Here is a 14608-nt window from a genome sequence, read left to right as displayed (position 1 = left end):
CAGAGCTTCGCAAGACGGGTTACGTACAATTGATCAAGCACGTAAACGAAAAGGCTGGGCCAAAAATTCTAAGGTTTGGTACCACTTAGCCTTTATCAGTGAATCTACACTGAAACGATTCTGGCGTAAAAATCGTATTTGTGTAGATAGCTTTATTGGAATCTGTTCAGCTGTGGGGATCGATGATTGGGAAACGATTGTTGACTGGTCAGAGTAGGTAAACGACTGTTAATTCAACCAATTTAATATTCGAAATTGACGTCTGGGCGATACACGTTCCAGACGTTTTTACTTTGAAGATCTAGGAAGAAATTCGCTTATTTTAAAACTGGAAAGGACTCTTGCACTTTTCGTCAAGGAGCCTCTCATGATTTGTCGTTGAAGCTTATAGGAAAACCCGGTGATTGAAAGTTTTTCTCACCCTATTCTTTAGATGGTTCAGTTGAGAGCCACCCCAAAGACAAGAAGAGATATTTGATACAGTAAAAGAATTTTCTCTTTAATCTCTTCAGGTTCCCTGGGTCGTGTGAGTAAAGCATCTAATTCCATTCATTCATTTTGAGGAAAACATGGCTAATATCTACGGCACTAACTACAATGACAACGGCACTTTTAATGGTTTTCCCTTCATTTTCCGCTCCAGTCTTTATGGAACTATTTTTAATGACAACATCTATGGGTTCAATGGTAATGACACTATGTACGGCTATGCTGGAAACGATTACCTCAATGGTGGGTATGGCAACGACTACCTAGATGGCGGGTACGGCAACGATTCCATGTACGGCGGGTACGGCAATGACACCTATGTTGTTAACAGCAGCTTTGACAAAGTTGTTGAGTATTTTGGCCAGGGTATTGACACTGTAAAATCATCCGTTAGCTACACCCTTGGAAACTATGTAGAGAACTTAACACTGACGGGCAGTGCCTACCGAGGAACTGGCAACAGCTACAGCAACGTGTTGAGAGGCAACAACTACAACAATGCACTGTACGGCTATAGTGGCAACGACACTATCTATGCCTATGGAGGCCATGACTACCTGGATGGCGGGTACGGCAACGATTCCATGTACGGCGGGTACGGCAATGACACCTATGTTGTTAACAGCAGCTTTGACAAAGTTGTTGAGTATTTTGGCCAGGGTATTGACACTGTAAAATCATCCGTTAGCTACACCCTTGGAAACTATGTAGAGAACTTAACACTGACGGGCAGTGCCTACCGAGGAACTGGCAACAGCTACAGCAACGTGTTGAGAGGCAACAACTACAACAATGCACTGTACGGCTATAGTGGCAACGACACTATCTATGCCTATGGAGGCCATGACTACCTGGATGGTGGGCACGGCAACGATTCCATGTACGGCGGGTATGGCAATGACACCTATGTTGTTAACAGTACCCTTGATAAAGTTGTTGAATATTTTGGCCAGGGTATTGACACTGTAAAATCATCCGTTAGCTACACCCTTGGAAACTACGTAGAGAACCTAACATTGACGGGCAGTGCCTACCGAGGAACTGGCAACAGCTACAGCAACGTGTTGAGAGGCAACAACTACAATAATGCACTGTACGGCTATAGTGGCAACGACACTATCTATGCCTATGGAGGCCATGACTACCTGGATGGTGGGTACGGCAACGATTCCATGTACGGTGGGTATGGCAATGACACCTATGTTGTTAACAGCAGCTTTGACAAAGTTGTTGAATATTTTGGCCAGGGTATTGACACTGTAAAATCATCCGTTAGCTACACCCTTGGAAACTATGTAGAGAACTTAACACTGACGGGCAGTGCCTACCGAGGAACTGGCAACAGCTACAGCAACGTGTTGAGAGGCAACAACTACAACAATGTACTGTCTGGCCTAAATGGCCACGACTCCATGTATGGTTATAGTGGTCACGACTCCATGTATGGTGGCTACGGTAATGACTCTATGTATGGTGGGTACGGCAATGACTACATTAATGGTGGACACGGTAACGATTCCATGTATGGCGGAGCTGGCAACGATACCATCATAGGGAACAAAGGTAGTGACGTCCTAGTTGGTGGGGGTGGCTATGATATCCTCTACGGTGGTAAAGGTAGTAACACCGATCGTGACAAGTTTGTCATTGGAAGTGAATATAAGGGCAGCGGTTACGCTACTATTAAAGACTTCTTTGGCCATGTGAATGATCATTTTCATATTGTTGGCCATGAGTTAGATACGATTCAATTAGGCAAGAGCGATCGCTACTCATTCCATCAACAAAATGGAGATGTCATTATTAAATATCGGGGCACAAATGACTGGGCAGCGGTCGTTGAAAACGTTACATATGCTGAATTAAAAGACAACATTGTCTATGTGTAATCTTTGTCAAAACCCACATTCAATCTGATTAGTCTATTGACTTAAAAGCTCGAAGTTAAAAAACCTGGCATGAATATGCCAGGTTTTTGACTCTGCGGGATCTCATATGCTGGTATGACATTTGGCACACATTTGAGTGATGCTTCCTTGATGGTAATGATAACAGGGTATTTGACGCCAGTGATGTTCAAATCGCTAATTCATCACGCCGTGGCGTAAGTAATGCTGACACTACAGATACCTACGCCTTCTCCCTAGGGGTGTTTAAGGGTGTTAATGTCCGCTTGAATAGTCTATTCAATAATTGCTTTATGTGGCTTTAATTAGCCTTTTCAATTTGGTTATTTTTTTAACCATTAAGTCAGTGATTTTACGAAAGACGTGACTCTGACACCTAAGTAACAGTAAGGCCGTATGGCGGAAGGCGACACCTAGGTGACGGAGTTATACCTATAGTGTGACTTTTATCACAAGACTCTTCGCTAGATACTGAAACTGCACTCCTATGAAAGGCTTAGCTTTACTGATTGGTTCGGCGTTACTCAGCCTCACCGTTCCCCATGCAGCCCATGCCAGTACATTCCACCAAGGTTGGAACTATAGTATCGATGCATTTACCGATGGCTCTGGCGGCAATCCCTATGAAATTCGAGGCCTGGCCATCAAAGAGACTCAAGACCATGTTTATGTGTCAGTGAGTGGTGGGAGCCCTCTGACTGGCAACAGTTATCATGGTGCAGCTGATGGCAACGTGGGGTGGGGAGATCTGCTCTTCAATGTCACTGGTGACGATATTAATACTGCTAACGGTTCTCTATTCGGCGTACGCTTTGCTGGCACCAATGATTCCGGTGTTGATCAAGTGGGTGTTTTTGGTAATGTAACCGCTCAATCGGTCACTCAAAGCAATGCAGGATATCAGCACTTGAAGCAATATTACCAATACGGTTGGGAACGCCAAAATACCATGGGTGACCTGACCACTAAACAACAAGCCTATGACTATATGGGTGAAACTGACGCTGTACTAACATCCATTGCAGATGGAACGTTATTGGGCAGCATTGACTTTTTATCAGACCAGGATGCAGCAGCAGCAGGGCTAAATTTTGGGCATTTTGATGCCGTTGGTAGCGATACCCACACCTTCCGATTTAACCGTTCTCTATTGCCAGGGGGAGAGTTTATTGCAACATTACTAATGGAATGTGCAAACGACGGTATTGCCCTAATGGGCAACCTAAATCCTGAGCATACTACTCAAGATGTTCCTGAGCCTTCTGCGGTTCTTAGTTTCGCTGCTGTTGGGTTCTTAGCAAGTCTTAGGCTTCGCAGGTCTGAGTCACACTCTTAAATCAAAAAGTGATACGAAGCATTCTCTACTCCCCTATAAACAATCGGCTCCACGGCCATCTTTCCTACAGCCAATTACCAATCAAAATAAAGGGAGCCCAATAATAGGGACTTTTAGAATATTCACCCGCTTGAATAATCTCCAGTTGAGCGGTACGGAGAGCTTCTGCTTTACTGAGATTGGGATCCAGGAGATGCTTATAAAAGCGAGTAATCAGGTCAGCTGTAGCCGCATCATTAACCGCCCATAGGGACGCGATCGCACTTCTCACCCCCGCCCGCACAGCCACACCGGCCAGTCCTAAAGTAGCCCGACCATCACCAATAGCGGTTTCACAGGCCGTCAACGTCAGCAGGTCAATGGGCTCGCTATCGATGGACGAAACACTCCGAATCAGAGCATCCAGTTCACTAATGGTTAGAGCCTTATGGTTTCTCTCGTCAATCTTTTGCCCAGTGACAATAAAGTTGTCTTTGGGCTCGGCTCCAAAACTACCGTGGGTGGCAATGTGCAAAATCCGGTAACTTTTATCCTGTAATGCTTTACGCAGGTTAGTTTCTGAAAATTCTTTATTGCGCAATACTTTACTGCCAGGAAATTGAGCGTTGACTGTGGCCACTTCATCATCCACTTCACTGAGGGGCTGAAAGTATTGATCATTGACATAGGATTCTTCGCTCAATCCCAGAATAAGGGCATTGAGATTATTGCGATTCAACATATTGGGATCCGTTAGCGTCAAACTTGGTGTGGTTGCGATCGCAAATTTCTCAATTAAAAACTGTTGCCCATCAAAGAGAGCGGCCATGGGAATACTGCGCAAAATACCATCGTTAATGAACACAAGCTCATTGACCTGTAGCTGATTTAGCATCGCTTCAAAGGGACGAACCAATTGGTCATACAGCTTTTGAGATGGAGCTTTATAGGCATTGGCGCGAGTGAATCGCCTGCTATCTTCTAGGGCAAATCGTAGTCCATTGATTTCCTCAACCAGGTCCTCTTGTTTGATGTTGATCCATTCGATCTGTTGTTGACCGTTGGGAAAGCTGGCAATAATCGCCGTGCGGTTAGGTAAAATTGCAGTACTAATCACCGCCGTGGCCAATTTTTCACCCACCGTATCCACCCGTGTGGCATTGGGGACAATGACACAATCATTGGCAAAATAGTTTTGCAGTTCTGCCAGTTTGAGAGAATCTAAGGTGGCTAGAACACTATCCACACTCTTAGATTCCACATCTTTGGAGATGGGTACGGAGGTGGGTAACTCCTGAAGCTTGAGGGAGGCAAATTCTCGGTAAATGGGCTCTACGCGATCGCGAAAGTCAAACTGTAACTCCTGATTAGAATTGAGAATATCGCTGCGGATAGCATCGAGAATCTCCAGGGCTTGCGTGTAAGCTACTTTAGCTGCCTCTGAATTACCCTGGGCTTCAAGAATTCGACCCTGCTGCCAGGCCCACAGGTATAAACTATCTTGAGAAGACCGGTCCTGGTCTGCCACCAAACGTGCCTGCCGGGTTAATTCTAGAGCTTTTGTGTCGTCTCCACAACGTTCATATAGGTTGCCAAGCTGCCCCAGGGCAAAGGATTCAGCCCGAGCACTTTGGATGGTTCTCGCAATTGCGATCCCATTCTCCAATAGCTCAGTTTGCTGAGCAACAACCGTCGCACTAGGGCATTGCCGTGTTGACTGAGGCTCCAAATAACCGGCCAGGGTTAAGATGGCAAACACTTTTTCTTGGGAGTCTGGCAGATTGGCAATCAAACTGCGGGTCGTTTGTTGAGCCTGAGATACGTCGTTGGCCTGGTTGAGTGATTGGTAAAGGGGAATCAGATTAAGTAGCGATCGCACCTGGGCAGCGACGCCACTGGTGTTTTTTGCAGCATTGTAGCTCTGCCGCAAAAATTTAACCGCCTGCTGAGTTTGGGTATTGGCCCGTGCGGTCAGCTCCCCAACAGCCCGCAGGTCTCCTTGGGTATCAGCGGATTCAGCACGGCGACGGCTCACCTGGGCTTGGGCGGCATAGGTATTACCCAAACTGTTAAGCACCGCAGCCCTAGCATTGAAACGATCTGTGCCCACCACATCAATCACCGTGAGGCTTTGGTTAAGGGCAACAATCGCCTGTTCATAGTTACCAGTCAGGCGATAGGTTTCTCCAAGACTGCCTAGGGCAGCAGCTTCTCCCCCTGCATCGGTAAGTGCCTGGGAAATCTGGAGAGCACTCCCCTGGTTACAATCGGTAATGGTTTCTCCACATAATAGCGCTAGCGCCCGGCGATGCTGTCCCAGCTGATTATAGGCCTGGGCTTGCTCGGTTAGAGAACGGCTTAATGCTTGTAAATCGCCCAGTTGTTCGTAGCGATCAATGGTCTGTTCCCAATAGGTGATCTCCTGGGAAAATTGTCCAATTTGGCGATGGGCACGGGCCAGGTTTTCTAGCAGAATACTCTGGTGTGTGAGATTATCAGGATCAACAGCATCTAAGGCTTGTTGCCAGGTTGCGATCGCACGGTTATACTCCCCTGCCCTATAGTCATCGACACCACTTTGCACCAGTCCAGGAATATCAATCGCCTGGGCCACCCGCTGTGGCACCCATAAGCCATTGAACCAAATACACAACGTAAAGCTAACAATACAGAGTGCTACAAGAATTTTTCGCAGCTGCGGTTTACGTAAGTTGGGGAACATAGTACAGATTGGCAGAAGTCGCATCTAGATTTTATGGGAGAGTATCTGGATCCAATTAGCAGTGCTACATAATATATTTAAAGAGGGATAAGCAACGCCATAAAACTACCCCTCGCAATCTTTACTCAACACCAAACGACCATCAGACAATTGATAAACAGCCTGGGGCTCCGCAATGGGAGTTCCCAGTGTCCGGCTTTCAGCCTCTACTGAAGCTGCCGTAGCACTATTCGATAGCGTCCGCACAGTATTTGTCTGAATAATGGCAATGCCTCTATTGCCAGGCTGTAGCGGAATACCATCAGCACCCGTTACCACAAGACTGCCGCCGCTTTGCGCCACCTGAGCGATACAGCTAGTGGCCACTAAAGATTCAGTATCAATCAAGGTGTCAGGTAGTTCTGTCAGGCTATTTTCGATAAAGCTAACGTCGGGAAAAGTAATGACACCAGAAGAAAGCTGGCCACTAGCATTAACATCCACACGACCATTGAGATCCAGGTTATTAGGACCATCGCCAGATGATGACGGCACAAAGTTCTGGCCAAAGAAGATAGGCAAGGTAATATTTCCTCCGGCACCATCTTGAGCAAAGGCAAGAATATCACTGTCATCCAGAGCAATTAAAACCTCGGCAAAAACAACAATGTTGCCACCATTACCAGCACCGCTAGCAACGTTGGTGCGAATATCACCATCCCCCGTCATTAAAACTGTGCTAGCACCAATATTAATGCTGCCTCCAGCGGCTTCAGCAGCATCGGTACGAATATCACTGTCAGAAATTTCTAATGGCCCCACGATATCAATAATAATACCCCCAGCATCCCCTGGTCCTGAGGTTTGGGCACCAATAGTTGCACCATCCATGATCAACAATCTGCCAGCACCAATATCAATAAATCCACCAGCAGATTTAACGGCATCGGTACGAATATCGCTATTGGCAACGCTCAGGTCTCCAGAAATATCCACAGTAATGTCTCCAGCATCTCCCTGGTTTAGCGCCCGAGCACTGATGGCAGCTCGATCTCGCATTAAGATATTCAGGGTACGATCAGAGGCTTCTCTAAGAATTACACTACCAGCGTTACCCGATCCTTCAGTAACCGTAAAAATCCCACTTGGCGCTGGATTGTCAGAATTATTCAGCGCCAAACCATTAGCCCCTTCACGATTAATCGCATCCCTTATATTGTCAATATCACCTTCTCCGAAGAGACGTTCTGCATTATCAACCTGTTGACCAAAACTAGGATCTTCGCCTGCAATTAAAATCTGTTCTAAGCCAGTCACTTCAATACTTCCAGCCTCACCATCATCAAAGGTAGAGGCCACTAGCTGCCCACCATCCAGCAACTGCACCCGATTAGCCGTGATATCAATATCGCCACCGCGTAAGTCACTTTCGGTACTCGTATTAATAACTGCATTGCCCTGCACCCGCAGCAGATCAGCCGTGACAATAATATCTCCCCCAGCCCCTGTAGCTGTGGGCAAACTGCGGCTAAACAAGCCGCTGGATGGGGTGCGGGTTTCTCCTAAAATATACTGGTCGCTGATATTAACCGTATTCGCTGTAATATCAATGCGCCCCGCAGTATTTTCACCCTCTGTTGAAACCTCAATCTTGCCCTGTTGAGATAACGAAACGGTATCAGCGTTGATCTCGATGCTGCCCCCTATATCGTCAGGCGCAGCATCCGGATCTCGAAACCTACGAGTAAACGCGTTAATGGAGCTGCTGCCACTTACCTCTAACGCCTGATCGAGCGTGATAACAATGTTGCCAGCTTCACCCACGGTTGTATTACGCGCAGAAATAGCACTGTTATCTAGCACACGTAAGGATTCGGCACGAATCACAACATTGCCACCCCGGCGAGGAAGTAAAGACCGACCCTGGATAACGGTTTCAATCTTGCCACGCTGAGTCATCAGCATGGGGCCTGTAACCGTAATCAAAACAGAGCCAGCATCACCAGTCGCTCGACTGCTAGAGCTAGAAGAAATCCCACTAGAACCAGACCGGCCAGGACCAATCATGGTCAGGCGACCCACATTAATGGTGACAACGCCACCATCCCCATTTCCATTGGTACTCGTAGAGATACGCGCTTGATCAGACGTAGATGTGCCTTCAGCCGTTCTCATCAGTAACGAAGCTGCATTCACCGTCACACTACCCGATGGGTTCTCTCCTTCACGGGTACTGCTGCCGATTTTATTAATAGAGCTACCAATTCTTGACGTATCTACAATTAAGTCTCCTAGAGCTGTCAGCGTAATACTCCCCACATCAGCCGATTCGTCAGGAAGAGTGATCTCTGTCCCCTTTACCTCAGTATTAATTTCGGTCAACAAGAGTCGAATATCACCGTCAGAGTGGAGTCTAATATTGCCACGAACACCTTCGGTACCACTATCGATATTGCTGCGTATCGTTGATTCAGTTGCAACAATACTATCTGTAGCATCCACAACAATATTCCCTACTTGGCGATCTACGGTACTACGATTGCCCCGGAGTCCAGCCTTGAGGGTACTATCCTGTAAAGTGATCCTATCTCCGTAGAGATTAATATCACCATCACCCCTACCTTCAACATTAATTTCAGCATCATCCAGGGTGATATCAGCTCGGCTAATGTTATCAGGAACGTCCAATCTACCGTCAACAAAACTGACACGCCCAGGGGCATCAAGTGCCAGAACTTCGATAATACCGCCGCGAGTGCGAAGTTCTATATCTCCCCTGCCAAGCCTTTCAAGGGTAATGTCGCCACCCACCAGTTGAAGCTGCATTTCATTTTTAAGCTTCAGGTCAGATTGAACAGTGATCGGTTCGGGTAGTGCATTAAAGAGTAATGCTGATGGCCGTATAACGAGTAGATTGCCATCGGGAAGTGCATTACCACCGTCTGCGGCGCTAAAGGTAAAGTCTCCAAATTCGATACCATCGGCAGTGGTGGCCACAAATGAGCCTTCAATATCTAACTCTGCGTCAGGGCCAATAAAAACTCCGTTGGGATTAAGGAGAAATAGGTTTGCATCACCATCATTACGAATCCGAATTTCGCCAAGAATTTCAGAGCGATTACTACCAGTAACTCGGGTAAAGATAGATTCAATATCATCGTCCACAGAGAACTGGATGCGTTCGTTCTCCGGAACATTAAATTCTTGAAAGCTATGGAACAGTAACGTATCGTTACGAACGGCCCCACCTTGAATGCGGTTTCGGTTGGCATTAAATTCTGAGCTATCAGATCCAAGACTAGGATCAGGAATAATCTGAGCCACTACAGTGTTTGGCAGTGCAATCTGACAAACGATATGCGTCACTAGGGTTGTGCCGATGAGGCCAGCACTCTTTTTCCAGCCCTGCCAGTTAGGAAACATGCACCACACTCCTCACCCAGGATATGTATGTCTATACAAGCAGCATACCAGCGACTTATTTGAAAGAATAGAGGCCTAATTTACATTATTAACAATTAAAGGTGTGATAACTGGTGATTCAGTCTTCAAAACCCCTAGCTTTTCTATTTTTTGGCGGTTTCAAATGATTCAGAAAGTAGGGAAAGTCAACTCTAGACTAACGTCAGTAACGCAGCAATGGCCGGTAAAACACTAGAACAGTCTTGCACTAGTTGAGCAGTGCCTGACAAGCCTGCCATTGTTCCCTTAAGTATCTTCATGGCCGTCTTTGCCAGCTTTTTCATACCACCATCACCTGGGTTTTGACCCGTTTCAGCTAAAACTTCTACCTGCTCTAAGGCTTCAACCTTATCTTCATCAGAGAGTTCGGGTTCACTTTCAATGGCATTTTGCAACTGTTGCAATAATTCTTTTAAACCAGGTTCGTTGGGTTTTGATGAATCGGCAAGCTTATTAATTGAGTTTTTCACATTACCACTGATAGTTCCTAAATTTAGAACGCCCTCAACATCACCAGCAACCAGTCCACTGATGTTACTGACATCACCACCCGCTTTAATATTGATTGATTTCTTCTCAGCCACGGTATCACCTACATTACAGTACGTTTCAACATAAAACTTCTCGCTATTAAGAGCCGTCACTAACATGCTCTCTAAACTGCAGATTCTTTCATCCTTCTCTGCACTGCTTGCCAGCAGCGATTGCAAATTGCCATAGGATAAAGACGTAAGCTCATTATACTTATCAAAATATTCCATGCTCAAATGAGAGCGATTGGCCTGGTCCGTTACCCGCGCCTGTACTCGCACCTTCTCATTCCCTCGCCCTTCCAACGATACAACCTCTATGCCAGCTTCTGGATATTGTTCGGAAAGCTGTTGCAATGCTAAGGCTGCAGCACCAGGATCAATGCCATCATGGTGAAAAAGATCAATTGTCTTATAGGTTGTCTCTATGGCTCGAGGATCAACATTTTGCTGTCGGTATAGGTCAAGAACCTTAACAATTGGCGTAATAAATGCTGTAAAATCTCCATCCTCAAAGTTTTCTCTCCTATCATCAGGTTTACGATAGGGGTCAGGATCGTCCTTTGTGGGCAAATGCATATAGACATACTCACATTTAATATCGTCAAATTGAGTATCTGTGGAGATTGCCCAGTCCTGAATGTATGCCCCCGTCATACAGACAGAGCGGAGATTTGTGCCGTAAAGTTGCGCCTGAACCAACTTAGATCTCGATAAATCCGCTCCTTGGCAATTAGTCTCATTTAGTTTTGTACCAATAAAACTAGCATCGATCAGGAGAGCATTCTGTAAGTTCAAACCGGTTAAATCAAGACCATCAAAAATTTGTCCCTGACCTTTCCTTGAGATCACTAGCCGCCGAATCACTGGATGATTTAAATATGTTCCTTCAACTCGCGCTAAATGAATGCCCTTAGCATCTAACCAACAGGTGCGTGTGAGAGTCGCTCGCCTAAAATCGGCATTGGTCAGCAGTGCTTGACTAAAATCGGCTTCTGTTAAATTTGCACCTCTAAACTTCGTTCCTCTGGCACTAACAACAGCAATGGAGATTTTCTTTAAAATAGAAAATCGTTTGTCCTTTTTTGGCAGCTTTAAATTTGTTGTTTGGTAGCTGATATAACCCCCTAAAGCAAATAAAATCAATATTAGTGGAATCACTATGAGCAGGATATTACCTAATTCGTCTTCGGGAATTCCTTGGATACCGGCAAAACATCCTAAGAACGAGCCTATACTCACTGTAGTCAGGATGCTAATGGCGGATGACAACTGTCCAACAGCAGCACTTCCTACCGCGCTTGCTATGGCTGTGAGCAACACTCCTGCACCGATGCCTGCGATCGCAACCGCTTGCAATACAATCAGAGTCATTAGCCCTTCGGCTTTGGTGCCATGACTGACCACAGCAATACCGATCACAATGACAACAGCAATAAAAATGCTTGTCAATCCTAGGGTTATGCCAATACCGCGAGTCAGGGTAATAAAGATAAACAGACCTAAGGCCAAGGACGGAACAATAGCAGAAACAATCAGTTCTTCAAGATCTCGAGAGGCCAGTAGCACATCCACAAAATAGACAGCCGAGAAACCGATTAGGGTGCCAGCTACCAAGGCTAGAGAAACAGTCAGAAAACTAAATACAGCTTTCCATAGGTAGGGCAGACCCACGTTAGCTTCTTTGAAATTTGCTCCAATCAAAATAGCATTCGAAAAATTAGTCCCCCGCAAATTAGACTTACTAAAATCAGCATTGGCAAGATTTTGGCCCCTAAAATTGCGTCCCGATAGATTAGAAGCGGAATAATCTTGAACCATGTAAAAGTACTCCTGTCACCCCAAAACCCTGGAGGAAAATTTATTAAATGTATGTCAATTCCCCCTAATCCGATTGAGCACCTGTCTTACTCGTTTCCTGAACTGTCTAGAACCGGAGGTAGTAGAACTAATATCCAGCGGTTTGAAAGCCTGAGTCGCCCCATACCGAGCAGGGGTGTCGCCATCCTGAAGCGTTTTAATGACTGCCAAAAAAGCCGGTGGTCCTATTCGCCGTAACGCATAGGCAGCAGACTCTTGAGTAGATGGTGAACAACAGCCATCATCGTCTTCTTCAAGTACCTGCATCAATACATCAATGGCTGCCTGTTCTTGAGGAACAATCTGCCCTAATGCATGGGTAACTCGCCAGCGAAGACTGCCGCCTTCATTCTCCAGTAACTTCAGTAACTTTGGAACCGCCGCTTTGGCATCCCAGCCAATTTTGCCCAACGCGCTGGCAGCCGTTTCGCGCTGATCCACATTGCTACTATCAAGCGCCTCAATTAAAGCTGGAACCGCCGTAGGGCCGATCTTCGCTAACGCATAGGGAGACTCATGGGACAGTGATAGCTCAAGCAATACTGGAATAGCAGCATAGGCATCAGGGCCGATATTCCCTAACGCATAGGCAGCCGGGCTCTGCACAGAATATAAGCTCTCACGCTCTAGAAGTTCAATCAGTGCTGGCACAGCCGTACGGGCAGCTGGACCAATATCCCCTAAAGCTGCAGCAGCAGAACTACGGAGGTTTGAATCCTCACTCTGTAGCAGTTGCGTCAGCGCTGGAACAGCTGCCTGGGCGTCGGGACCAATGCCTCCCAGTGTAATAGCTGCATAGTTTTGCATATTTGACGTTTCATCCTGCAGCAGATTGATCAACACTGGCACAGCTGTACGCGCATCCGGTCCAATTTCTCCTAAAGCCGTCGCTGCATTCCTTGCCACCAGTTCATTATTATCTCGCAATAGTTCAACCAATGTCGGCATTGCTGGAGCACCAATACTTTTCAAGTTTTGCCTCAACTCAAACGTTAAAAATTCATTGTCTAATAAGCTAGGCAAAGCCGCTTGGAACGCAGTAACAACAGACGGATGTGCCATCAGTACAGCTGGATCTGTATAGCTCATAACGTCAACAGCTGTCAGGAGAATATCAACATCATCACTTTTAAACGCCTCCACTAAAGCATCAGCGAGTGCTTGTGAATCGCTTATTTCTCCTAAAGCATAAAGAGCCAGGATACGTAGATCAGCATTGTTATCTCGTGACATATCCCTGAGTTCAGGCACAATGCTTGAACCATCAATCACACTTGACTCATCGGTAGAAAGTGTAGCCAGTGTGAACAGAGAAAGTCCTCGCAATTTAGCATCTTTCCCGTGCAGTGTCTTGGTTAAAGCGGGAATAGCCGCCTGTGCCTCTGGCCCAATCTCTCCTAAAATAAATGCCGCATTTCTACGAATGGTTATATCATCAGACTCTAGGGACTTAATCAATTCAGTAATAGCCGCAGGGCCTATTTGACTCAACGCTGATGTTGCCTCAGCTGTAATCAATGCAGACACTGCTGCCTCAGCATCAGGGCCGATATTGCCCAACGCAGTCATAGCATTGCTCTGCACCACATCGTCACTATCTTGAAGTGCATTGATCAGGGCCGGTACCGCATTACGGGCATCGGGGCCAATCTCACCTAAAGCGTTAGCAGCCCTACGACGAAGAAAAACATTTTGATCTGACAGTGCTGCAATCAGGGCTGGCACGGCTGCATGCGCATCGGGGCCAATTTCACCCAAGACTTCAGCAGCGATGGCACGAATATCTGAGTCTTGATCTTCAAGTACTGTAATGATTGCAGGCACAGCATCACGGGCATCAGGACCAATTTGACCTAAAGCGTTGGCAGCATGGACGCTAAGGTCTAAATCTTGGGTTTGAAACGCTTCAATCAATTCTGGCACAGCATCACGAGCCTCAGGACCAATCTGTCCCAAGGTGATCACCACATTTTCACGAACCAGCTCATCACCGTCCTGAAGAGTCTCAATCATAACTGGCACCGCAGCATAGGCCGGTGGCCCAATGGCTCCCAAGGCCTGAACTGCACCATTACGCACAGTTATATTTTCATCTTGTAGATTCTTTATTAGTGCAACAACGGTTGTTTGCACTAGTAAATCATTATCTGCCCAACAAGAGAAAATATTTGTATATGCGGCGGTGGTGTCACATGACGCATCGCGATCGCCAATCACTAAAGTATTTTCTTGCAAAACCTCTATCATCCCAGGCAGTGCATCAGATCCAATATTAACCAAGGCCTGGGCTGCATGGCGAGTCAGGTCACTATCCTCACCCTCCAAGATAGCCATCAAAGCCGGA

The 14608-nt window shown here is 46.4% G+C and carries 6 protein-coding genes; 2 read left to right on the top strand and 4 right to left on the bottom strand.

The window, feature by feature from the left end:
* The first annotated feature begins 569 nt into the window (after window positions 1-569).
* Together SPB21_RS13590 and SPB21_RS13585 are read left to right on the top strand one after the other, a co-directional pair.
* The gene (locus tag SPB21_RS13590; RefSeq protein ID WP_499866841.1) at window positions 570-2378 is read left to right on the top strand and encodes a calcium-binding protein; all 1809 of its coding nucleotides are present in this window, start codon (window positions 570-572) and stop codon (window positions 2376-2378) included.
* A 505-nt stretch (window positions 2379-2883) separates the two neighbouring features.
* Window positions 2884-3732 (top strand): XDD3 family exosortase-dependent surface protein, encoded by an 849-nt coding sequence (locus SPB21_RS13585; protein WP_250564955.1) that lies wholly within the window; start codon window positions 2884-2886, stop codon window positions 3730-3732.
* Between the two features lie 64 nt (window positions 3733-3796).
* Here SPB21_RS13585 and SPB21_RS13580 read toward each other — a convergent pair whose 3' ends face one another.
* The 4 genes from SPB21_RS13580 to SPB21_RS13565 all read right to left on the bottom strand — a co-directional run bounded on the left by SPB21_RS13580 (window position 3797) and on the right by SPB21_RS13565 (window position 14598).
* Entirely contained in the window at window positions 3797-6433 is a 2637-nt protein-coding gene (locus SPB21_RS13580; protein ID WP_499866840.1) for a CHAT domain-containing protein, read from the bottom strand.
* A gap of 105 nt (window positions 6434-6538) precedes the next feature.
* Complete coding sequence (locus tag SPB21_RS13575) at window positions 6539-9835, bottom strand: two-partner secretion domain-containing protein (protein WP_499866838.1); 3297 nt, start codon at window positions 9833-9835, stop codon at window positions 6539-6541.
* Window positions 9836-10026: 191 nt separating this feature from the next.
* Window positions 10027-12225 carry a pentapeptide repeat-containing protein gene (locus SPB21_RS13570; RefSeq protein ID WP_499866837.1) on the bottom strand — a complete coding sequence of 733 codons (2199 nt, stop codon included), beginning with the start codon at window positions 12223-12225 and terminating at the stop codon, window positions 10027-10029.
* A gap of 54 nt (window positions 12226-12279) precedes the next feature.
* On the bottom strand, window positions 12280-14598 hold the full coding sequence (locus SPB21_RS13565; protein ID WP_499866836.1) for a HEAT repeat domain-containing protein: 2319 nt from the start codon (window positions 14596-14598) through the stop codon (window positions 12280-12282).
* Window positions 14599-14608: the final 10 nt, after the last annotated feature.

The sequence above is a fragment of the Leptothoe sp. ISB3NOV94-8A genome (genome assembly GCF_043421595.1).
GTDB lineage: Bacteria > Cyanobacteriota > Cyanobacteriia > Phormidesmidales > Phormidesmidaceae > Leptothoe > Leptothoe turfae.
Note: the sequence above shows the minus strand (reverse complement) of the source record. Positions and strands in the feature narration are given on the sequence as shown.